This window comes from Halobellus ruber (assembly GCF_014212355.1).
Lineage (GTDB): Archaea > Halobacteriota > Halobacteria > Halobacteriales > Haloferacaceae > Haloquadratum > Haloquadratum rubrum.
The window spans coordinates 93,173-113,723 of the sequence record NZ_JACKXD010000007.1; the positions used below are offsets into that span (position 1 = coordinate 93,173).

General features: G+C 57.3%; 23 protein-coding genes and 2 pseudogenes. 20 read left to right on the plus strand and 5 right to left on the minus strand.

Going from position 1 to position 20,551, the window contains the following annotated elements:
* Window positions 1-133: 133 nt before the first annotated feature.
* The gene (gene speB, locus H5V44_RS16230) at window positions 134-1,141 is read right to left on the minus strand and encodes an agmatinase (RefSeq protein WP_185194183.1); all 1,008 of its coding nucleotides are present in this window, start codon (window positions 1,139-1,141) and stop codon (window positions 134-136) included.
* Between the two features lie 202 nt (window positions 1,142-1,343).
* Here speB and H5V44_RS16235 point away from each other — a divergent pair, with 202 nt between their 5' ends.
* Entirely contained in the window at window positions 1,344-1,952 is a 609-nt protein-coding gene (locus H5V44_RS16235; protein ID WP_185194184.1) for a DUF1989 domain-containing protein, read from the plus strand.
* 169 nt (window positions 1,953-2,121) lie between these two features.
* Here H5V44_RS16235 and H5V44_RS16240 read toward each other — a convergent pair whose 3' ends face one another.
* Both H5V44_RS16240 and H5V44_RS16245 read right to left on the minus strand, forming a co-directional pair.
* The gene (locus H5V44_RS16240; RefSeq protein WP_185194185.1) at window positions 2,122-3,651 is read right to left on the minus strand and encodes a sodium:solute symporter family protein; all 1,530 of its coding nucleotides are present in this window, start codon (window positions 3,649-3,651) and stop codon (window positions 2,122-2,124) included.
* A 2-nt stretch (window positions 3,652-3,653) separates the two neighbouring features.
* Entirely contained in the window at window positions 3,654-3,950 is a 297-nt protein-coding gene (locus tag H5V44_RS16245; protein ID WP_185194186.1) for a hypothetical protein, read from the minus strand.
* A 270-nt stretch (window positions 3,951-4,220) separates the two neighbouring features.
* On the opposite strand from H5V44_RS16245, the gene H5V44_RS16250 reads away from it, so the two are divergent.
* The 4 genes from H5V44_RS16250 to H5V44_RS16265 all read left to right on the plus strand — a co-directional run bounded on the left by H5V44_RS16250 (window position 4,221) and on the right by H5V44_RS16265 (window position 8,209).
* The gene (locus H5V44_RS16250; protein WP_185194187.1) at window positions 4,221-5,474 is read left to right on the plus strand and encodes an allantoate amidohydrolase; all 1,254 of its coding nucleotides are present in this window, start codon (window positions 4,221-4,223) and stop codon (window positions 5,472-5,474) included.
* Window positions 5,467-6,345: an amidase family protein gene (locus H5V44_RS17905; RefSeq protein WP_185194188.1), complete on the plus strand. Its 879-nt coding sequence runs from the start codon at window positions 5,467-5,469 to the stop codon at window positions 6,343-6,345. The genes H5V44_RS16250 and H5V44_RS17905 overlap by 8 nt, the downstream gene beginning before the upstream one ends.
* A gap of 28 nt (window positions 6,346-6,373) precedes the next feature.
* Window positions 6,374-6,898 carry an amidase family protein gene (locus tag H5V44_RS18220; protein WP_221625804.1) on the plus strand — a complete coding sequence of 175 codons (525 nt, stop codon included), beginning with the start codon at window positions 6,374-6,376 and terminating at the stop codon, window positions 6,896-6,898.
* A 696-nt stretch (window positions 6,899-7,594) separates the two neighbouring features.
* Window positions 7,595-8,209, plus strand: a complete 615-nt coding sequence (locus H5V44_RS16265; RefSeq protein WP_185194189.1) for a DUF1989 domain-containing protein — start codon at window positions 7,595-7,597, stop codon at window positions 8,207-8,209.
* 149 nt (window positions 8,210-8,358) lie between these two features.
* On the opposite strand, the gene H5V44_RS16270 is transcribed toward H5V44_RS16265, so the two are convergent.
* Window positions 8,359-9,114, minus strand: a complete 756-nt coding sequence (locus tag H5V44_RS16270; protein WP_246404069.1) for an IclR family transcriptional regulator — start codon at window positions 9,112-9,114, stop codon at window positions 8,359-8,361.
* A gap of 917 nt (window positions 9,115-10,031) precedes the next feature.
* Here H5V44_RS16270 and H5V44_RS16275 point away from each other — a divergent pair.
* Both H5V44_RS16275 and H5V44_RS16280 read left to right on the plus strand, forming a co-directional pair.
* Complete coding sequence (locus H5V44_RS16275) at window positions 10,032-10,694, plus strand: hypothetical protein (RefSeq protein WP_221625797.1); 663 nt, start codon at window positions 10,032-10,034, stop codon at window positions 10,692-10,694.
* A gap of 579 nt (window positions 10,695-11,273) precedes the next feature.
* Window positions 11,274-12,197 (plus strand): transcription initiation factor IIB, encoded by a 924-nt coding sequence (locus H5V44_RS16280; protein ID WP_185194191.1) that lies wholly within the window; start codon window positions 11,274-11,276, stop codon window positions 12,195-12,197.
* A gap of 88 nt (window positions 12,198-12,285) precedes the next feature.
* On the opposite strand, the pseudogene H5V44_RS16285 reads toward H5V44_RS16280, so the two are convergent.
* Window positions 12,286-13,580: pseudogene (locus H5V44_RS16285) on the minus strand (RNA-guided endonuclease TnpB family protein).
* A gap of 58 nt (window positions 13,581-13,638) precedes the next feature.
* On the opposite strand from H5V44_RS16285, the gene H5V44_RS16290 reads away from it, so the two are divergent.
* The 13 genes and pseudogenes from H5V44_RS16290 (at window position 13,639) to H5V44_RS16340 (ending at window position 20,510) form a co-directional block, all read left to right on the plus strand.
* Window positions 13,639-13,779: a hypothetical protein gene (locus tag H5V44_RS16290; RefSeq protein ID WP_185194192.1), complete on the plus strand. Its 141-nt coding sequence runs from the start codon at window positions 13,639-13,641 to the stop codon at window positions 13,777-13,779.
* Window positions 13,780-13,873: 94 nt separating this feature from the next.
* Window positions 13,874-14,761: a biosurfactant protein 1 gene (locus tag H5V44_RS16295; RefSeq protein WP_185194193.1), complete on the plus strand. Its 888-nt coding sequence runs from the start codon at window positions 13,874-13,876 to the stop codon at window positions 14,759-14,761.
* Window positions 14,762-14,905: 144 nt separating this feature from the next.
* On the plus strand, window positions 14,906-15,094 hold the full coding sequence (locus tag H5V44_RS18225) for a hypothetical protein (protein WP_394354562.1): 189 nt from the start codon (window positions 14,906-14,908) through the stop codon (window positions 15,092-15,094).
* 106 nt (window positions 15,095-15,200) lie between these two features.
* A complete protein-coding gene (locus H5V44_RS16300; protein WP_185194244.1) occupies window positions 15,201-15,581 on the plus strand; it encodes a hypothetical protein in 381 nt (126 codons plus the stop codon).
* 68 nt (window positions 15,582-15,649) lie between these two features.
* Complete coding sequence (locus H5V44_RS16305) at window positions 15,650-16,312, plus strand: DUF6735 family protein (protein WP_185194194.1); 663 nt, start codon at window positions 15,650-15,652, stop codon at window positions 16,310-16,312.
* 74 nt (window positions 16,313-16,386) lie between these two features.
* The gene (locus tag H5V44_RS16310; protein WP_185194195.1) at window positions 16,387-16,803 is read left to right on the plus strand and encodes a hypothetical protein; all 417 of its coding nucleotides are present in this window, start codon (window positions 16,387-16,389) and stop codon (window positions 16,801-16,803) included.
* A 103-nt stretch (window positions 16,804-16,906) separates the two neighbouring features.
* Window positions 16,907-17,398: pseudogene (locus H5V44_RS16315) on the plus strand (hypothetical protein).
* A 3-nt stretch (window positions 17,399-17,401) separates the two neighbouring features.
* Entirely contained in the window at window positions 17,402-17,767 is a 366-nt protein-coding gene (locus H5V44_RS16320) for a DUF7568 family protein (RefSeq protein ID WP_185194196.1), read from the plus strand.
* 77 nt (window positions 17,768-17,844) lie between these two features.
* Window positions 17,845-18,240 carry a DUF7567 family protein gene (locus H5V44_RS16325; RefSeq protein WP_185194197.1) on the plus strand — a complete coding sequence of 132 codons (396 nt, stop codon included), beginning with the start codon at window positions 17,845-17,847 and terminating at the stop codon, window positions 18,238-18,240.
* 164 nt (window positions 18,241-18,404) lie between these two features.
* On the plus strand, window positions 18,405-18,809 hold the full coding sequence (locus tag H5V44_RS17330; protein WP_221625798.1) for a DUF6166 domain-containing protein: 405 nt from the start codon (window positions 18,405-18,407) through the stop codon (window positions 18,807-18,809).
* A 19-nt stretch (window positions 18,810-18,828) separates the two neighbouring features.
* Window positions 18,829-19,110, plus strand: a complete 282-nt coding sequence (locus tag H5V44_RS16330) for a DUF7389 domain-containing protein (RefSeq protein ID WP_185194198.1) — start codon at window positions 18,829-18,831, stop codon at window positions 19,108-19,110.
* Window positions 19,111-19,147: 37 nt separating this feature from the next.
* Complete coding sequence (locus tag H5V44_RS16335; protein WP_185194199.1) at window positions 19,148-19,813, plus strand: RNA polymerase subunit sigma-70; 666 nt, start codon at window positions 19,148-19,150, stop codon at window positions 19,811-19,813.
* Between the two features lies 1 nt (window position 19,814).
* Complete coding sequence (locus H5V44_RS16340) at window positions 19,815-20,510, plus strand: nucleotidyltransferase family protein (RefSeq protein ID WP_185194200.1); 696 nt, start codon at window positions 19,815-19,817, stop codon at window positions 20,508-20,510.
* The last annotated feature ends 41 nt before the right edge of the window (window positions 20,511-20,551 follow it).

The following is a 20,551-nucleotide window of genomic DNA, read 5'->3' on the forward strand; positions in this document are numbered from 1 at the left end:
AGTATCGCCCAGGGTATTGTCGGCGCGGTACTAGGCGTCGACGGCCGGCAGTAAGATTAGGGTGGCCGTGTTCGCAAATGATGTCAAAAACGACGCGCTGGAGCGGAGCTGACGGGGCGAGGTTTTATTGGGATTACTTTTCGTCGATAGCTGCGACCAATGCGCAGAGGGCCTCGAAAAAGATGGACGCGGCGAGGACGGCCGTCGAGTTGGATTGATCGTCATATGGTGGCGACACCTCGACGAGATCGAACCCGACGAGGTCTAACCCGTGGAGCGTCCGTGTCAGTCCGAGAATCTCCCGTGAGGTAAGCCCACCCGGCATCGGTGTACCAGTTCCCGGAGCGAATGCGGGATCGACGACATCGATATCGATGGTGGCGAATGCCGCCCCCTCGACTCGCTCTTGAACTGCCGTTCGGATTTCGTCGATAGAATTCTCCCCGAATTCATCTGTGGTATAGTATTTAATACCGGAATTTTCGACGCGGTCGATGTCCTCGCGACCGTAGAGGCCGCCTCGGTCGCCGATTCTGATCGACGTTTCTGGATCGATCAACCCTTCCTCGATAGCGTAGTGAACGGTCGTCCCGTGGTTATGATTCTTCCCAAAGTACTCGGTCCAGAGGTCTGAGTGGGCATCGAACTGGACGAGCGAAACAGGTCCGTACTCGTCGGCAACGGCGCGGAGTACGGGGAGCGTAGTCGAGTGATCACCGCCGATGATGGCCGGTGATGCCCCGTTTTCGAACACGTAGTCGACTCGATCCTCAATCTCCTCGAAAGTCGTCTCCGTATATCCCGGTACGACAGGCGCGTCGTCGTGGTCGACGATCGCAAACTCCCGGAGGTCGGTATCGGTGACGGGGTTGTACGGTTTGAGTAGGGTCGACGCCTGCCGGACCGCCCGCGGCCCGAAGCGCGCGCCAGGCCGATAAGTTGTCGCGTCGTCGTATGGAACGCCGAGGACTGCAACGTCAGCGTCGACGTCCTCGAGTTCATACGTGTGTTCCATTCGCATAAACGTCGGAATCCCCGCGAACCGGGGGACCTCCATCGGATCGATCATCGTTCGGGTATCGTCTGAAAAAGAGTTAAAAATATTGGTGATGCTGAGCAGATATTCGTTCCGATTGAACATCAGCGGTGTCTGATGCTTTGATGGCTATTATCGAAGATCGACCGGCTATCGAGTATCGTAATCGAACAACGAACGTGCTCGACTTGGTCTTTTTTAGGGTATACCATCCGAAACAGACAGAGATAATTTTAAATCTTTACTGGATAAATTTGACAATACCAAAAGTTTATATAGTATTCATTTGTACTCCTGTCTGTTCGCTATGTTAGAACAACGCATACCCGAGAAGCGAGGTGCTGCCTTCGAGATCGCAGCGGGCGACACTTTCGAAGTAACTGACCCCGAAGGACAGCAGGTCGCGGACCTCGTTGCCTTCAATGCCGAGAACCCATCAGAGCGGTTCTCTACGAAGTACAGCTACCGGCGGAACAACAAGGTCCGAGTGTCGACGGGCGATACCCTCTACACGACGGAGGGTCGTGAGATCCTCACCATCACTGAGGACGACTGCGGGGTCCACGACCTTCTATACGCGCCCTGCAACGAGTGGGTGCTCGACGACTATTACGACCAGCCCGACCAGAACGGCTGCCGGGAGAACCTCTCGGAAGCCCTCGCGCCGCTTGGTGTTGACGAGGACCTCGTCCTCAACACGCTGAACGTCTTTATGAAGTCCACGATCGCTGAACAGACGTACATCGATATCCGGGAGCCTCCGTCAGAACCGGGCGACACCGTACAGTTCCAGGCGGAGCAGGACTCTTACGTCGCGGTCTCCTCGTGTGCCGGCGAGTCCGTCGTCAACGCCGGCGAGACGAACCCCATTGACATCCGCGTCCCTGACGGAACGGACATTCATACGAACTTCTGAGCGGCGGGATCCTGTCGTCCGGCATCCGGCGCAAAAAAAAACGCTTCCTCGATATTTTTGATCGAAACGACAGCGGTGGAAGTCGTCTGATAATGACCGCTCTTGCCTCGTACCGTCGATCACAGCCAACGGGGTGAGGACCAGCGGTGCATACTGAGACCAGCTATTATCAGTCGTCGGCCGGCGTCCCTCCTTTGGCGTGCTGTCCGGTGCCGCCTTCCAGGTCGGCTGGGTCCGCTTCGCGGACCTCGTAAATGAACTCATTGACGCGGTCTTCCGGCGGTTCCGGTGTGAGGTACGATACTACGATCATAACCCCAATCACGACAATGGCGCCGGGGAAGCCGACCCAGATGTTGAACACTGACGTGTCGGTGGCCAGCAGGTAGACGAGCGTCGCGGTGCCGGCGACAAGCCCAGCACTGACCCCATACTTGTTCGCGCGCGGCCACCAGAAGGCGGCGATGGCGACGGGGAACAGCAGGAAGTACCCTGGGAAGCTCAGATCGAGGACGAGCTGGATGAGCTCGCCCAGCGGCCTCGTCGCGACGAGCAGCGCCCCGAGTGCGATAACCCCAGAGACGACCTTCGAGTACGTCGCGAGCTTCTTCTCGGAGGCGTCACCGCTGATGAGTACTTGGTAGACGTCTCGGGAGAAGATGGAGCCGATCATGAGGATGATGGAGTCCGCGGTCGACATCGCGGCTGCGACGGCTGCGGCCATCATCAGTCCGAGCAGCGGCCCCGGCATCTGTTCGATGAACCGGAGGACGACCGTGTCGGTCTGCGCACCCTCTAAACCAGGGAATACTACGAGCCCAGCGAACCCGATTAGGCCTGCGAACAGGGTCAATAGGAACGTGTCGCCGACGCCCTCTGCGAGACCCAGTCCCCAGACGCCGGAGTGGTTCTTCGCGGCGTAGTATCGCTCCCACATATGCGGCCAGACAGGAAGTGAGAGCCCGAATCCAGCTGCGACGGTGTATAGGTTGATGAGGTCGCCCTGGATAGTGCCGACTTTCGCCGCCTGCTCGGTTGCGCGAACGTAGATATCTCCGGGGACGGTAAAGACGATCCACAGGGAGACGGCGGCGAGACCGCCGAACAATAGGATTGCCTGGAGCGCGTCGGTGTATACGACACCTCGCATCCCCCCGATCGCGATGTACACAGCCATAAATAGGCCGATGTAGGCAATAGCGGCGTTTTGGGAAATGAATTCGCCCGTGAGCACGTTCAGGACGAGCCCCATACCCTTGAACTGAATCGCGATGTAGAAGAACGAGAACCCAATCGCGATGAGGGCCACGATGACGCGGAGTGTACTACTGTCGTCGAACCGATCACAGAGGAGGTCCGACGGGGTGACATAGTCTTTCCCCATCTTACTGATTTTCCAGAACTTCTCGCCTAGAATCACCATCGCCGGAATGTCGGTAACGACGATAGCGCCGACGATGACGATGCCTGCGATGCCGAGGCTGTAGGTGATGCCGCTGCCCCCAAGGAACGTGAACGAACTCAGTGCGGTCCCAATCCCGGTGAGGAAGATGAGGGCTGAACTAATCGTCCCTTCGGCGACGAAGTAATCGCTCACGTCGTCCAGGGTCAGTTGCGAGCCGCGGTACCCTAAATAAACGAGGACTAACAGATACACCGTGGTGACGGTCAGACCCATCCAGACCCAGATCGATGGCATCGTCAGGCCCCCTCCCTCTTGATCTCAGAGACGTCGGTCGACTCTGCGTCTGGTTTCTCCTTCGGTCCCTGACTGACGACGTCGCTGATATCCGGTTTCCCGAGGTAATACCATGCGAATGTCGCGTTTGCGCCCGTGACCGCGAAGACGAAGACCACGAGCACGACGAACGCTTCGGGTAGCCCGAAGACGAACCGTCCCGCAGCCTCACGGTACGACTGCAGATAGAGGACCAAGCCCACGTTCGTAATAAGGACGAACGTCAGCCAGATCGCGCCCCGTTTTCGTTTTGCTAACATAGATGATCGTGTCCCGACTGTTGATCGAAAGCGGCACTGAGGCCATCTAGGTCGCAGTCGACCCGCCTGTGGTGGATACGAACGGTGCCGGTCGTCGTTCCAACCGGGCGATCGGTCCGACGCTCGTTGGCTTTGAGTGCGTATTGCCAGCCGAAACGTGCTGGCTCGGAGCGTACGAAACCGTGCCTTGTGGTATCTACTGTCATATGTGACTTGCGGTTGCGACCTTGTCTCAATAATATTTATATCTTTGGGAGGGATTGGAGAAGCGTGACAGTCAACATTAATCGCGATAGGCTCGTCGAGACAATGAAGGAACAAGCCGAAATCGGCGCTACCGAAAAAGGTGGCCTCGATCGCCTCGCGCTGACGGACGCTGACAAGGCTATTAGAGACTGGTTCTGCGAACAGCTCGAAGAGCTTGGACTGGACATCCGAATCGATGAAATGGGTAACATCTTCGGATATCGTGCAGGGGTAAACCCGGATGCAGGAACCGTTCTGTTGGGGTCTCACCTCGATTCACAGCCGAACGGCGGGATCTACGACGGTGCGTTGGGAGTGATTAGCGCGCTCGAGTTCTTACGGACTCTCGAAGACGAAAATATCAGTACCGAATCAGGAATAGAGATCGTCAACTGGACGAACGAGGAGGGTTCTCGGTTCCCACCCGCGATGATGTCGAGTGCTGTTTGGGCCGGTGAAATCCCGATAGAGGAGGCATATGCTACGACGGACCAGGACGGAGTGACATTCGTCGACGCCCTGGAACGTATTGACTATCGTGGAGAAGTGCCCGCCGAACCACAGCGGGACTACAACGCCTCTCTGGAACTTCATATCGAGCAGGGCCCCTACTTGGACAAGGGAGGGTACAACGTAGGGATTGTAACCGGGATTGTTGGACTCCGCTGGGGGGAATTCACGTTCTATGGCCAGGCCAACCACTCGGGAACGACCCCGATGCACTATCGCAACGATGCGCTTGTTGCGGCCAGTAACCTCGTCACCCTGATTCGGGTGATACCCGGGACGCTTGGGGAACGAACGGTCGCAACTACCGGAGTTCTTGAGGCCGATCCCGCCTCAATCAACGTCATCCCGGGGAAGGCTCGCGTAACGTTCGACCTACGCGATCCGGACGATCAAATAGCCGACACCGGTGTCGAACGCATCAAGGCGGAGGCGCGTGCCGCGGCGGAGCGTGAAGGTGTGACGTGGGAGTACAAAGAGCGAATGCGTGCATCGAGCGTTGACTTCGCTGATCGTTGTGTCACCGCAGTTCGGGAGGCCGTCTCCGACTTGGGGTACGACGGACGTGATCTGGTGAGTGGAGCGGGACACGACGCGACGTACACGGCGAGCGTTTGCGACACTGGAATGGTGTTCGCGGTCAGCGAAGGCGGTAAGAGCCATACACCCGAGGAGTTCACGGACTGGGACGACTGCTATGCCGCGGCGAATACGTACGCGAACGCCGCTCTCTCGCTCGCTGGCGTCGCTGACGTGACCGACAATGACTGATGAGCGACTTGAACGGCTTCGTCGGGAGGCTGACCGTCTTGGGTTCGACGTCTCCACGTCGGTGCTCGAAAATTGTCTCGAAACGGCAGAAAACCTGCGAACGACGGCGAGGGCGCTTGATGACCGGGCCGACGTAGAAGTGTCCACTTATCCGGACGTTTCCTCAAGAGGAGAGTACAACGAACTGCTCGCATATTATGAGACTGCCCGACAACGACGTGCAACTGGCCCGCTTTCGGGTTTGCGTGTCGTTATAAAGGACAATATCAGTGTAGCTGATCTCCCGCTGACGTGTGGCTCGAAGCGGATTGCTGTTGTTCCCAACACCGATGCGACTGTCACATCTCGACTACTCGATGCGGGTGCAGTCCTCGTCGGGAAGGCAAATATGGATGCCTTCGCATTCGGACCGAGCGGTGAATTCAGCGACTACGATCCGGTCGAGAATCCCACGTATCCCGATCGTGTTCCCGGAGGCTCCTCGTCCGGAAGTGGTGCCGCCGTTGCCTCAGGAGAGGCCGAAATTGCGCTCGGAAGTGACACCGGCGGCTCGATTCGGATCCCGGCTGCCGCTTGCGGAGTCATTGGGATGAAACCCACACACGCACTCGTCCCACGGCACGGGTTCGTTTCGTTTGCCCCATCGCTTGATACGATCGGCCCGCTCGGACGGGATATCGAAACTGTTGCCAAGACGCTGTCTGTGTTAGCTGGCCCAAGTATTCACGATCCGACGGCACGCGATCGGTCCCTTCCACGCTTTTCGGAGGGTTTTAACCTCCCTGAGAATCCGACAGTAGGGCTGCCACAAGAGTTCTTCGAGGCCGCAGACAACCGAGGTCGCCGAAGCCGTTCGGAACGCTGTCAGTAATTCTCCTCTCTCGATACAGTCCACCGAGCTGGCTCGTGGCGCGATCGAAGGGGCGTACTTCCTCATCGGAGCGGCTGAATTTGTCTGGTATTTGGATCAGGAAGGAATTATCCGTGGTCAGGGATCGGAGTACACGGACGCGGTCCGAGAACTACTACGGGCCGTCCGAGATGTTGATTTGGGAGACCACATCGCGTCCCGTATCCTCCCCTCAGCGCTGTTGGACTCCGAGACGGAGGGCGGTTCGTATTTCGCTGCGCGGCGAGAGGCATTTCAGTATATCGAGCGAGTCACTGAAACCTTGGATACGGTGGATGCACTCGTTCTACCGACACTACGCACACAACCGCCCGGGTTCGGAGAGATGGAAAGTGCTGAGGATATGTTGGCGCTATTGGGGAACACAGCGCCATTCAATCTTGCACGGGTGCCGGCCGTGTCAGTTCCCGTCGGGACGGTTAAGGGCGCACCGGTAGCAGCGCAGGTCGTCGGATCTCAATTCAGTGACTTGCAGACGCTCGCTATTGCCGAGCAGTTGCCACGGATTGATTAATATTAGAGATTCTAAACGAGTTTGGATTATCCAAACCCAGGCTAGCGCTTTCTAATCCACTCTGATAGCTTATTCTGACTTTTTTAATATAGTGAACTGTTCCGTGATATTATAATTGTAAGAGGAGGCTATTTTAAATACGTGGATTGCAATTTACACCGCCTGTGTTACATAACTAGTATTGTAATCCCCGTTAGATAGTTTGCTTTATCCAAATATACTAAAGTTCCAATTTTTGACTCTATATTTGAATGTCTTATTTAAATATGGGTATTAAAACAAAGTTCGAGCTAGATCAGCTCAAAAGAGTTGCTAACTCTTCAGTGAGATAGCTGCGAAATCCTCCCGAGCAGGTGGAGGTCTTCTCGCCACTCACCGTTGAACTTCGGGAGCAACCGGTCCCAAGGCTCGGTGTGAGGAATCCGAGGCTACTCCGATTCCCGGGCCTAATCCATTGACTCCACCTTATTGAGACATTATGACATCGTCGAATGCGTCCGAAACAGAGTTGAGGAGATCGAATGGGAACGAGTCACGCTCGTATTGGAACGCAGCGAATTCTCTGGCCCATTAGGACTCGGTACGTCCTTGGTTATTCTCGTAGTTTTCCATCTTTCCTATATCATATACCCCCCTTAATCTCAATTGGCAAATAAAATAAGAAAAATTTTTATGATATGAATATCCGACTTGGCTATGCAGATGAAAGAGATTCGAATCCCCGAAAAACGAGCAGTTTCGTTCAAAGTCGGTGAAGGAAAGGAATTTGAAGTGACAGATCCAAAAGGATCCCAAGTAGCTGATTTAGTGGCTTTTCAAGCTGATAACACCAGTATTAGATTTTCTACAAAGTACACGTATAAAAAAACTGGAAAAGTAAGGATATCAATAGGTGACTCCCTATTTACTACAGAAGGAAATCCTATTCTGACGATTGTATCTGATGACTGTGGAATTCATGATTTGTTGTACGCTCCGTGCAACGACTGGATTCTTACAGATTACGGCCAAGAAACAGATACTCACGGATGCAGGGAAAACTTGTTCGAAGCACTGGAGCCTACCGGTATCCCGAAGACAGATGTTCACAGTACATTGAATATATTTATGAAGTCGACAATCGCTGAACAAAAGTACATTGATATTCGTGAGCCCGAATCTGAGCCAGGAGATACAATTCGATTCAGGGCAGACCAGGAGTCGATCGTTGCCGTATCGTCGTGTGCTGGTGAATCAACAGTGAATGGAGGAGATACGAAACCAATTGACATCAGAGTACCAGAAGATTCAGTTATCAACTCTAATTTTTAGTAGGATAATTACACTCTCGATAGTAAAATAAAATTTAGATTAAAACCACGGCTGGTACTGTATATATCAAATGAGAGCCTATACTTAGCATTATTTATTAGTGATGGAAACAGCAGGATGGGCACAAAAAACGGATCTTGATTAAATCTCTACGCTTGGTCTGTCTGCAGGGAGATCGCGATGGCGTCTGCTGTGCTTGCTACCCTCCTCGGTATTGTTTCGTAGAATTCCTCGTCTTGCATCCGACTTGTCGGCTTTGTAATACTCACTGCGCCTTGGATGCAGTCATTCTTATCAAGTATTGGAGCTCCGACTGCCCGTTCACCCCGAAGCTCTTCCTCGTCGTTGAGTGCGAACCCGCGTTCACGGATTAGCTCCAGTTCGTCGAACAACTCTTCCCGATTCGTAATGGTGTTCGAAGTCTTTGATGGAAGACCGTCTCGGGCAAGTATCTCTTCAACGTCATTGTCTGGAAGGTGCGCAAGTATCGCCTTTCCATAGGCTGTATTGTGGAAGTAACTGGTTTTTTGGGTTATTTGCATAAAGTACTTCGTTCCGACTGCCTGCTCACCACTCGCCCCATAGAGATATATCGGGCTATATTGATCCTCTGTTACGAGGTGGACATATTCATCAGTCTCCTTCGCCAAGCGGTCAACCTTCTCCTTCCCCGCAATGTAGAGGGGATCGTTGTTTCGCACGAATTCCCCTATACTCAGGAATTGCAAGCTCAATTCATATGTGTGGCCGTTCTTGACGACCTTCCCCTTCTCACGGAGCGTCGCTAAGTGTGTGTATGCTGTACCTTTAGGTAGATCCAGTTCGTTCGCGACATCACTAACTCGTGCTCCGTTCTGCTCTTTTAGGACATCGACTACTTCCCAACTCGTCTCAGCAGTCGTCATCGTTCTTGGAGACTCATCGGGCATATATTAGGTAGCCGTCTGGTGGGATCTTAACCGTTCGGACCGTTGAAGGTGTTAAGATTAGAGTATTGAATTGTGAAATGCGGCGAGTGCTTTGAGCTAGCGATCTACCGATTTTCAAGAGCTATCGTAGGGAATCGGTTATAAAAGAGACTAGTTCGGTATTTCAGTAGGCCAAATCAGACACTGGCGATGCGCCCATCACACGGGCAACGTCCTGCTCTGGGGCGGTCTCGAAGACGGAGACCGACTCAGCCAGTCCCTTCTCAACCCGTGCACGGAGGGTCGCGGCAAGTTGGTTGATATGATAGCGATCGGGTCCGATCGAGATTTCGAATGCCTGGCGTGCGTCGTCGGAGATACGTGCGAGACACCGATTCTCGTCGTGGACGATCGCCACGATCGACAGCTGATCAATAGCCGCTGATCCAGCGCATCCGTCAAAGGTACCTCTCAGCCTCGTCAAGGACCAAGATCATCGGCTGGTCGATGTGTTACGTAACTGCCAGCGAAGGTCTTCGTCCGTGGCATTCTGTCGAGGGGTGACACCTCCGGATACGACCGCGACCGCCCGTCTGAGAACGGCTCCCGTCGTAGCTCCAAGACCCTCAACGAGGCCGGTACCGACATCTGCGTACTGTTCAAGGCGGCCCATCGTATGCTTCGCGAGGACCGTTTTCCCGACCCCTGCGGGTCCGTGGGTCATAACGTTCTTGGCGGCTTGGCCTGTGTCGCGGGGTCTAACGCCTCTATGAAGATTACTAAGTTCCCCTGGATCACCAAACAGGGGTTGAGTGAGATCACGTATCGACAATTGCAGTAAGTATGTGGATTGAGTATCTGAGTAAAATCATCTGTGAATATTTAAGATGGCAGATGTCATCTAATCGTGACAGATGCACACGACAAAAGAATTGGATGCCACTTCTTTTGAGTACCAGGTCGATGGAGACGCAGTCCCCAAAGAAACAGTAATGCCATCCGTAACATCCGATGACCGAATGGGTATTGTGATGCGAACAGGGGCCGAGGGACTCGGCGCTGGTAACTTTATCCTCTCGTATGTCACTGCGTTCTACGATTATCTCAGAGAAACCCGCAAAGAGGATTTTTTCGAGTATCCGGACTACTACACCTTCCAGACGACCAATGAACCGGCGGACTACCGGATGCTCGACATTTATCCCGATCACAAAAACGTCACAGTTGAACCTGATGCAGAGCAGCTATTACGAGCGATCAACGACCGAGGGATAACGACTCTTCTCGTCCCGGATGTGCCACCTACGTCTCCCGACGTAGATAACATCACACTCCAAAGCGTTCACCGACGGATCGATCACTGCTACGTATACGCTCCGGATGGTCGTCCCAGCAATGGAGAGTTCTTAATACGTCAGCCACACCAGCCGGCAAGTGAGTGGTTCGAAGCAACTGTCGAGTCACTTACCGGTGACTCTGAGGTAAGCGTTCCCTCATTTGGTTCCGACAATGACTGGATAGATCAGCAGTTCCAAGAGGTCTCGGTTGAACAGGCCGTTGAACGTCTGCCAGTTTAGAAGCGTTACCAAGAGATAGTTTCTGTCTTGATCGATGGATGGTTCCACTGTATTGAGCGAGTCGCCACACTATCATTTCGGAGAACGTCGGTGACCGATACGCGCTGTGTATACAGCACGGGCTTAGAAATACCCACTGGAACTGATAGCCTCTCCAACAATCCGTTCATAGATTTGTATAGTACCTGATCCACTGAATATCAAGGAAGAACATCCCTCGGAGCAGGCGGTGGTTCAAGAATTGAGGAAGCCCAATTCAAGTACGCTAAGAAATTGGTACCAGGGTCGGTGCAGTCTCGCAATCACGGGCTGGTCGAGGATCGAATTCCCAGATCGCGGCCGCTGGTGGGAATAGCCGGGGCGATGCGCCCCTTTTTTGCTGGGGTGTACGCGGTCACCGCCACCTACCACCACCTCCACGTTCCGGGCTGCTCACGGCGCACAGCGCCGTTGCGCGGCCGGGCTTTCGCCACTACAGTCATCGGTATCAGCGCCGTCCTCCGTGGTGTGTATTTGCCCCCTAATGGGTGAGGGGCATTCCGAGAGACGCGATTCGCGTGCGTCCCCTCGTGTGTATTTATGGCAATCAGAGACATCTACGAAACGGCGTTCGACGAAGACGTCCAGACGGAATCGAGTGCGAACCAGTGTCCCGAGTGCGGCGGCCGGGTCACTACCAACACAGTCGAGACCGTCTGCGAGGACTGTGGCCTCGTCATCGACGAGCAGCGGATCGACCACGGGCCAGAGTGGCGGGCGTTCGACGACGAGCGCGAACGGACTGGCGCTCCGTTGACGGCGGCACGACACGATCGAGGGTTGTCGACGGAGATCGGCCGCGGGACCGATGCGAACGGGAACGAACTCTCGGGACAGAAGCGACGGCGGCTCGCTCGGATGCGGCGTGAACAGACCCGTGGGCGGTTTCAGTCGAAAGCTGAACGCAACCTCGCACACGGGCTTAGTGAAGTCCGCCGGATCAGTAGTGCGCTCGAACTGTCCGAGACGATCCGTGACCAGGCCTGCCGGCTCTTCCGCAGCGCTCAGAACGAGGACCTCCTCCAGGGCCGGTCGATCGAGGCGATGGCCGCCGCGAGTGTCTACGGCGCGTGTCGGTGTAACGGGCGACCACGAACGCTCGACGACATCACCGAGTCGGCGCGCGTCGAGCAATCGCGGGTGACGGACGCATACACGACGCTGAATACGGAACTCGGCCTACCAGCCCAACCCGTGACGCCGAGTGCGTTCGTCCCGCGGTTGGCATCGGAGCTCGATGTCTCCGATCAGATCCGGCAGCGGGCTCGGCAGTTGGCGGAAGCATCCGAATCGACCGGAGCAATCACGGGGGTTCAGCCATCCGGGTTCGCCGCAGCCTGTCTGTACAAGGCCGGACGCGAAGACGGACGGTGGCTCACCCAGTCGGACGTCGCTGACGTTGCGAACGTCTCGGTGGTCACCGTGCGGACCCACCGCGACGCGCTGGACGAACTGGCTGTCTAACGCCCCGACTGCTGATTTTCGGTTGTATGTCTGTAGGCTGATTGATGGGAGCGCTATTGTTTAAATCCGAAGACGAAGCGTGACATCCTCACCCGCCGTGAACGGCGGGGCTTCCTACAAGGGAAGGCTCGCTACGCGAGGAAGTTTCGGAACTGTACGCCGAGAGGGTCGTCTGTCGGGGTTCCCGACTCGCCTCCCGGTGTCCCGTGGTGCTGTCACAGGCACTCCCGTCCCGTGGCGAGTCATCGCCCGCCGGTTTCCAAGGCAGGCTCCCCACGGGTCAAGGCGACCGGCGAGGTTGGTCGCCGCGTTGATGTCCGCTTGGTACTCCGTTACCCAACAGTCGTCGTTTGTGCAGCGGAATGCTGCCTGTTCCGGGCGCTCCCCGACGTGACCGCAAGCGTGGCACGTCTGCGACGTGTAGGCCGCGTTGACGTACTCGACGGGGATACCGGCGTCGAAGGCTTTGTCCTCGATGCGCCCCTGCAAGCGGGCAAACGCCCACGAGTGGAGGCGGCGGTTCATCCATTTGCCGTAGTCCAGCGACTCGCGGATGTAGGTCAAATCTTCGAGGACGATAACCGGGTCCTCAAACTGCCGGGCGTACTCGACGGCTTCCCGGCTGGCCTTCTCGACAATATCCGTGAGCGCGTGCTGGTAGTGGGTGAACCGCTCGTCAATCCGCCACTCGGCGGATCCGCGCTCTTGCAGGCGCTTCAGCGTCGTGTGCATCTCTTTGCGGAGGTGTCGCGCTCGCCCGCCGTCAACGAACAGCGGGTCCACCGGAGCGCCCTGCTCGACGGCACAGCCGACGAGCAACGACGACTCACCCACGTCGAAGCCGACCGGCGTGGGGTCGTCGGGCGTCTCCGGTTGCTCAATTTTGTACTCGACGGTGACGTGCAACGTCCACGAACTGCTGTGTTGGCGCAGGCGGAACTCGCCAACGGACACGTCGCCATCATAGAGTCGGTCCCACAGCTCCCGCTGGTCGGGGTTGATTCGCAACGGTATCCAGAACGAGGTTCCGCGCCCGGCCTGTGGCACTCGCCAGCAGAACTCGTGAGTGCGGTCGGGCGAGTGGTCGAGCTGCCACCCACGGTTCGTGAACCGAATGGGATGGTCCTCGGCCAATTCCTCGGCGTCGTAGGTACGCCGGAGTTGCGGGACGTACTGTTTGAGCGCGTCCTTCGCGTAAGAGGACAGGTCGTAGCCGGTCACAACGTCGTTGACCGCCGTCTGTGTGTCGGCCCCGGACGCGAAGGCGTCACGGAGCGCACAGCGGTAGGTCGCCTCGGTGCGCTGGAGCCGCCGCTCTTTGTGCGCCGTAGGTGGCGCGAGCGTGGCTTCGAGCGTCTTGGTGGCGGTCGTCATGACCGACATTCGACAATCGAACAAACACACCTAATACACATAAAAACCATGCTAACTACACATATATATGGGCAAAGAGATTCGATTCATAGTCGAGGAGGACCAGTTCGAGCGACTGAAAGCGGTGAAAGAACGGCGCGGCTACACTTGGAAGGGGCTGATGCTGGAAGGTGTAGACGCGCTCGACATCGACGACAGAGACAAGTAGGACCGACGGCCAGCGACGGTTATAGTGGACGCACAGGGCGGCAGACGCGATTCCTTCTCGGCGTGAACAGCGGGATTTCCTCGCTACTTCAAAGATGACCGACCAGTACGCCGACTACGAAGCCCTCCGACCGCTCGGTGAAGCGACCCACGTTCCCGACGACCAACTCGCCAGTAGTAGTGGCGAGCCCCGGCGGCAACGCTCTGGTGGCGTCGACACGGACTATCCAGACGACCCGACAGCAGATGAGACCGAGTGCGCTTCCTGTGGAGCGTCAATCCCCGCTGGCCAGTCGAAGTGCCGGTTCTGTCTCACCAACCATCTCGAAGGAGCCGACGACCAGGACACATCGACTGCCGAACGGACTCTCCTCCACGTCATCCAGCTGCTCGTAGAGGCGTCGACGTTCTACGGCGCCGTCGGGAAGGGATCTGCTGCGGCCACCCTCCTCGCGAAGGGAGATGATGACCCAGTAGTCGATGACTGCAAGCTAATCTACGATCTCGACGAGGAACCGGCCCCACAGCTTGTCGATCAGTGGCCCTCGCTCCCCTCGGCGACACGGGTCACGTCTGAATGTGGTAATCAGCTGCTCGCGGCTGCTCGTGAGCGGACGGCGTGGACAGAGACGACGCAGTCCCGTCACGACGGCGAGCACGCGACGTTTCTCTACGACGAAACCGGGAGCGAGGTTCGCACCGAAGCTCGTCTTGCAAGCCTCCGTGAGGACGCAGACAACGACCTCTGGCTGGTGCCAGCGATTGCGCTCCAGGAATCCGTTGACAAGACCGATACCGAACAGCCACGACGCGAGCGTCCAAACAGAACTCACCTCGAGTGTCGAGAGTGTGATCGGGAGACTAAGCATCGATTCCGCGAATTCGAGGCTGTCCCCGATGACGAGTGGACCGGGCAGCCAATGTGGGGCTGTCAGCGGTGCGGCACGCCACGCTACGGGCCCGAACCCGAAGCCGGTCAGTAAAGACGACGTCAAATTAACCAACAATCCTGGTGTCGGCTCGGAGTTGTTGGTTAACAGAAGCCAGCTCGCGACCACCCGACGATACCACACCTGCTGACTGCCCGCCGGTGTTTTTCGGCGCCGAGAATTGGCGGAGGCGCACACATGGACCCACAAGACACCCCTGGCTATCGACTTCACCGCGCGCTCAGCAGCCTCACCAGTATCGACAGCGACCAATTGGAGCCCGCTGATCAGGAGCGAATTAGCACCGCGACGACGCTCCTTGAGCAGGTGGATGTTCTCACCCAACCGAATACGACATCGGACGGTGACGTCCACGGAGACTCCTGACAGCACGACGCGTCAGCAGTGCAGTGTCCTGTGGCCGTCACAGCGTGAGCAGTTGTTCGCCCCCTGAAGGGGTGCGGGGGCGCGAGACCGCTCCCGAGAACAACCCATAGCAACACTCCAAGCCGCAACGACATCGACCGGCGCGCTCGTATCGGATCCACAGGCAGTCCGCGAGCTCTGTGAGAACCACTACTTCGGGACGCTCAACTGGGAAATAGACGACGATGGCGAACTCGTCATCTGGGGCTACGACAGCTTCGACGTGTACGAGGCTCGTGAGAACGGGCTTCCTGACTACGACGGTGGCATCGTCACCCACGAGTTCCTCCGGTCGCTCGCAGAATATCTCGAACCGGACGAAGAATTCGACATTCAGACAGCCGGATTTACCAAGTGCCGATTTCCCGTGCTGGCGAAACGGTACGTCATCCGCGACGGTGAGGTGCTGTACGCGGACCTCAGTTCCCCCGACCCGATCGACGAGTAGCGTTGTTCGTCCCCCGGGAGGGGTGCGGGGCGATCCAGTCGTGGGTCGTTCTGCGAGGTGATTGTTCAATGGGCCACCGCGCACTCGTTGCGTACGAACGAACTGACGGACAGTACACGCTCCACTACTCTCATTGGGGTGCAGCAAATCTCAAGCTCAAGCACCGAATCTCGGCCAAAACACCGTTCGGTGGCGACGACACCGACTCGAAGTGGGCGAAACAGCTGCTGGCAGAACTGGCCGATGGCCTCGAGGCAGACGCCGTCGACGGCTACTTCGCCGGCAAAGACCGACCGTCGACGGTCGTCAAGCCGAAGCCCCGCGCCACCGGGCTCACCCTTGAGGAGATCATCGCTGACCATCTCGACTACCTCCATCACGAGGCGTTCTACGTGGTGTCAGCCACCTTCGAGGTGGCCGCCTACCGGACGCTGTGGTTCGGCCTGCAGTACGACTCCGAGACAATCGACCACGGCGAGACGGTCGGGAACGGCGCGCTCGCGACCGTTCGGTGGCACGATGGCGAGCCGGTCGGCGACGGCCACCTACAGGGACAGTTCGCGGCCCTCAAAGACGTCGTCGGCGACATAATCGACAAGGGCGTCTTCACGCCGTCGACGGCGAGGCAGTACCTAAAACGGAAGCTCGCTGAGCGGGTCGGGGACCGACAGGAGCTGCTCATTCCGACTGGAGAATCACCCTTCGAGAGGGCGAGCCTGAACCACACCTAATTCGATCTGCTTCGTGGCAGCTGCTGTTTTTCAGGGGTCGGAATGGGTGAGCCCCGCCGTAGGCTCGTGATTCGATGACATCAGACGACGACCCGTTTCACGACTGCGAGTTGGATCCCGAGGCGATCCTCGGAACACACACCTTCGAAGACGTCCTGTTCACCGACGAGACGGAAACCCCGGTGAACGTGCTCACCGGCGAGACACCGGCACATTCGCAAGCAACCGTCGAGGAAGCGAAGGAGTTCGTTGCGAGTATCGACACGGAGACGCCCCAAATCGCGCTCCCCACATCCGTCGAGTCGCAGGTCGAAACACAGAGCAAGCCCTACACGGCGGCCGCATTCTTCCACTTCAAGGCAACTGGCTCGCTCGAACGCCACCGCGCCTACCACGCCGCCTACGAGGCGGATGCGTTCGCGGTCGACTTCGAGGCAGACTACGAATCGGGCGACCTGACTATCACTATCGAACGAGCGGACGAGGCCTGAGAATCTGTTGTCACGAGCAGGTTTTTCGAGCGCCGGCGATGGGTACCGGCGCAGCTGGAGCGAGCAACGACCCCCGGTGCGTCGGCGTTTCGAGGTGTTCGAGATGCATATGGTGATATACGCACTCGTAGAGGCATCGACGCACGACGACGCGCTGTCCACCGGAAAGTCGGTGTTCGACCGCCTGGTCGGCGCGGACCCACACGCCAGCGCCGTCTTCGATTACTGTGTGACCTTCGACGAGGAGGACACGTCCGTTGCGGGGAAGGCATGATGGGGGGAGTTGCCGACGGCAGCCCCCGTCGACTCCGATGACGGCCAGGACCTGCTCGAGCGTGGCTGGGAGGCGACGAAGGAGGAATTCGAGCGGAATCTCGACCGAGTGAAAGAGGCCATCGAGGAGCTCTCCGACGAGGAGATTATGCGCGACGAAGATCTCGCTCGGCACGCCTTCCATCAGGTCGGCGCCTACGACGGGCCAACGATCTTCCTGTACAACGAATATGCGACCGGTATCCGTCACCGTGGACAGCTGGATCGACTCCTCGAGGAGAGTGAGGAGCTTTGGATCGTACCCGCTGACGTCCACTTCTGAATAATGCCCAGGATCACCAACTGGCAACGCGAGAGCCGCTCGCCGACGCTTGCGTATCGGAACACCGAGACCGGTGCGCGAGCCGTCCTGCATCGAGCCCCGGATTCCTACCGGTACAAGTGGCGCGGAGCAATCCTCATCGACGGCTACCCGGTGTGGTCGCGGGGGTACGAGACGAAGGACGCAAAATCGTTCCGTGACGAGCTCCGTGACCGGCCAGCGCCCGAACTGAGTTGTCCCGAGTGTCCGAACAGCGATGTAGCAATCGGTGGGAAAACGGCTGACGGTGCGAAGGTTCAGCGCTGGTTCGAGTGTCGGAACTGTGGGTACGAAACATCCTCGCGAATTGTCTACGGCGCCGAGCGCTGATTGATTGGAACGTATCTGCGGTGACGTTTATTTTGGGCCGGAATGGGTGGCCCGTCTCAATCGGGCCAGATCCACAGATGAGTCTGGAAGTCATCGACCGCCACAGCGAAGCACTGTTCGAGTTCCTCTGGTGTCCCGTCTGCGGGCACGAGGTATTCAGTCACATTCCCTTCGAAGGTGTGTTCTGCAAGAACTGCAACACGCAGGTCGAACTCCAAGAATCCCGAGAGACGCGCGGCTACGAGGAGGCCGTTCTCGCCTGCTTCGACACCCACTCGACGTGGAACCTCCACGTCGACGAGAAGCTCCGTCGCGACCTACCCGATGGGTCGGCACGGGTGAAGATCCTCGGCGCACCGGGTGCCTACGAGGTCGACTGGTGGAGTCCAGCACCCGGCGATGACTGGCAGCCGGTCGAACAAGGCGAGTTCGACGATGTCGACGAACCAGCCGATATCTCCCATCTCGCGTAGTACAGCTTCAGCCGTAAATTGCTAGACACCTATTGTGGAGTGTCTGTCGCTCGAATCTAGCAGTTCAGCGTTGAAGTAGCAGTAGGGGAAAGCAGTCCCTGTGGCTGTTTGTCACCCCCCGAGTGGTGCGGGGGTGCTCGAACGAGTAGCTCCCGAACAATCCGATGAGTAGACCTAGCGACCCATATTCGATCGAACAGTCACGCCCACCGAACAACTGCGACATCGCCTACGTCGGGTATCGGCAGCGCAGGCAGGCTATCGTTGAGAAACGTCCCGGCCAAGAACGGCTCACGCCAGAGCGGAGTCTCGAACTGGTGAATCACAGTCCCTCGGGATTCGAATGGGGATATGGTGGTAGTGGTCCGGCACAACTCGCGCTCGCACTCCTCCTCGACTACACAGGTAACGAAGCGTTCGCCCTCGACCACTACCAGGCGTTCAAAACCGAGGTCGTGAGCCAGCTGGACTGTGCTGGGTCTGCTCGAAGCTGGCGACTCACCGGGCCCGAGATCGACGCAGTCCTTCACGGAACACCCGGCGAGCCGGTCGCACCGTCCATCAACTAATGATCACAGAGAGCAATCTATGGTAGAACCCACTCAGCAGTCTCGTGCGAACGAGGAATCGACAGAGAATAACGAGCGACAGACACCAACCGAGTACATCGAACGTAGTGACATCGGCGTCTCACTCACCGTGAAGCTCACTCGCGGTACTGGCACCCGCGACCAAGACAAGATCGTCGCGAAGGCGAAAGGCAAGACGCTTGAAGACGCCCGCGAGGATATGGAAACCCTCCGCGAGTACATCCACGATCTCGCCGAAGACGCTCGCCAGATTCAGCCAGCAGACCCACACGAAGAGTAATTCTTTTGATAGTCGCACAGAATTGTGTAACCATAGGATGTACGAAGTATGCGGTGAGAAGGAACTCAAGGTCATCCTCGCGCTCGATCCGGGCGATTCCATCTCCGGCGTCGCGCGGAAGATCGACGAGAACCGGGAGACGATTCGGCGCGTCGTGAACCGTCTCGAGGAGGCCGGCTACGTCGCGTATGATGATGGTCTCCAGTTCCTTGATCAGACGATTCGGGATGTCGGGCTCGAGTTCCTGGCCGCAGCAGCGGCTACCTCACCGCCGTCAATCCCGGAGGCGTACGTCCTTCCGCAGTTCGCCGGCATAGACTACGCATTCACCGCTATCGATGCAGTCTACGTCTGGACTCGCGGTGGCTATCAGGTCGCTCGCGAGCCGGATGACTATCCGCTGTTCATCGCCGTCCACGAGTCCGATTTTGACGCCTGGACGGCGTTCTTCGACCGATTTGGGATCCCAACTGCGGAGGAACGCCAACCTGCCGACAAATTCGACGGTGCCATCCAGATCGTCCTCGAGCCCCGTTCAGAAATCGAGGGCGAGATGGTCGACGGACGACCCGTCATCCCGCTCCAAGAGACCGTGGCGTTCGCAAACGAGTACTACGCGACCTTCGAGTCCGCACTCGATATGCTCGGCCGGATGTACGACGATGTCGATACAGATGCGAACTATCGCATAGAGCCTGTCTAAAATGAGTCAGGAAGGCCGCAGTAAGGCGCTCATCCAAGTACTCGAAGAACTGGAACAGTCCGACATCGGATTCGTCCTCGTTGGTGGGTACGCGATCAGTCAGTTCGAACCGCGATTCTCGACCGACCTGGATCTCGTCATCGCCCCGGATGACTACGACGACATCGTGGCATTCCTCGAAGCACGCGGTTTCGAACGGACGACCGAGCTCGAAGTTCCACCGGAAGAGACCATCTATAATCGAGAGATCGACATCTTTGAACGGACCGAAGGACTCCCCCACCCGGTCGGCGTCGACATTCTCGTGAATGGGCTTGGCTGTCGGCAAACCGAGGCGGAATGGTCGTTCGACTATCTGCGTGACCACAGTACTGAAACGACGATTTCGGGCGGGACCCGGTCGACGACCGCACGAGCAGCTGACGGAGAAATCCTCGTCGCCGCGAAACTCCATAGCGGCCGAAAGACGGATCTCGCTGATGTCCTCGCCGCTATCCCAGCGATCGACCTCGATGGCGTCGAGTCGCATCTCCACCGCGGCGATGCTGATGCCCTCCGGTCGCAGCTCAGTGAGGCCCAAGCCTTCATCGAAGAAGGTGGGCTGGATCACCGATTCAAGAGCATGTTCGGCCAATCGTCGGCATCAGCCGACGACATCGAGACGCTCCTCGAATTCCTCAAACGACAGCAGAAGTGAAATAGCGTTTCCCAGGCCTACAGCGACGGTATCTGTGCGTA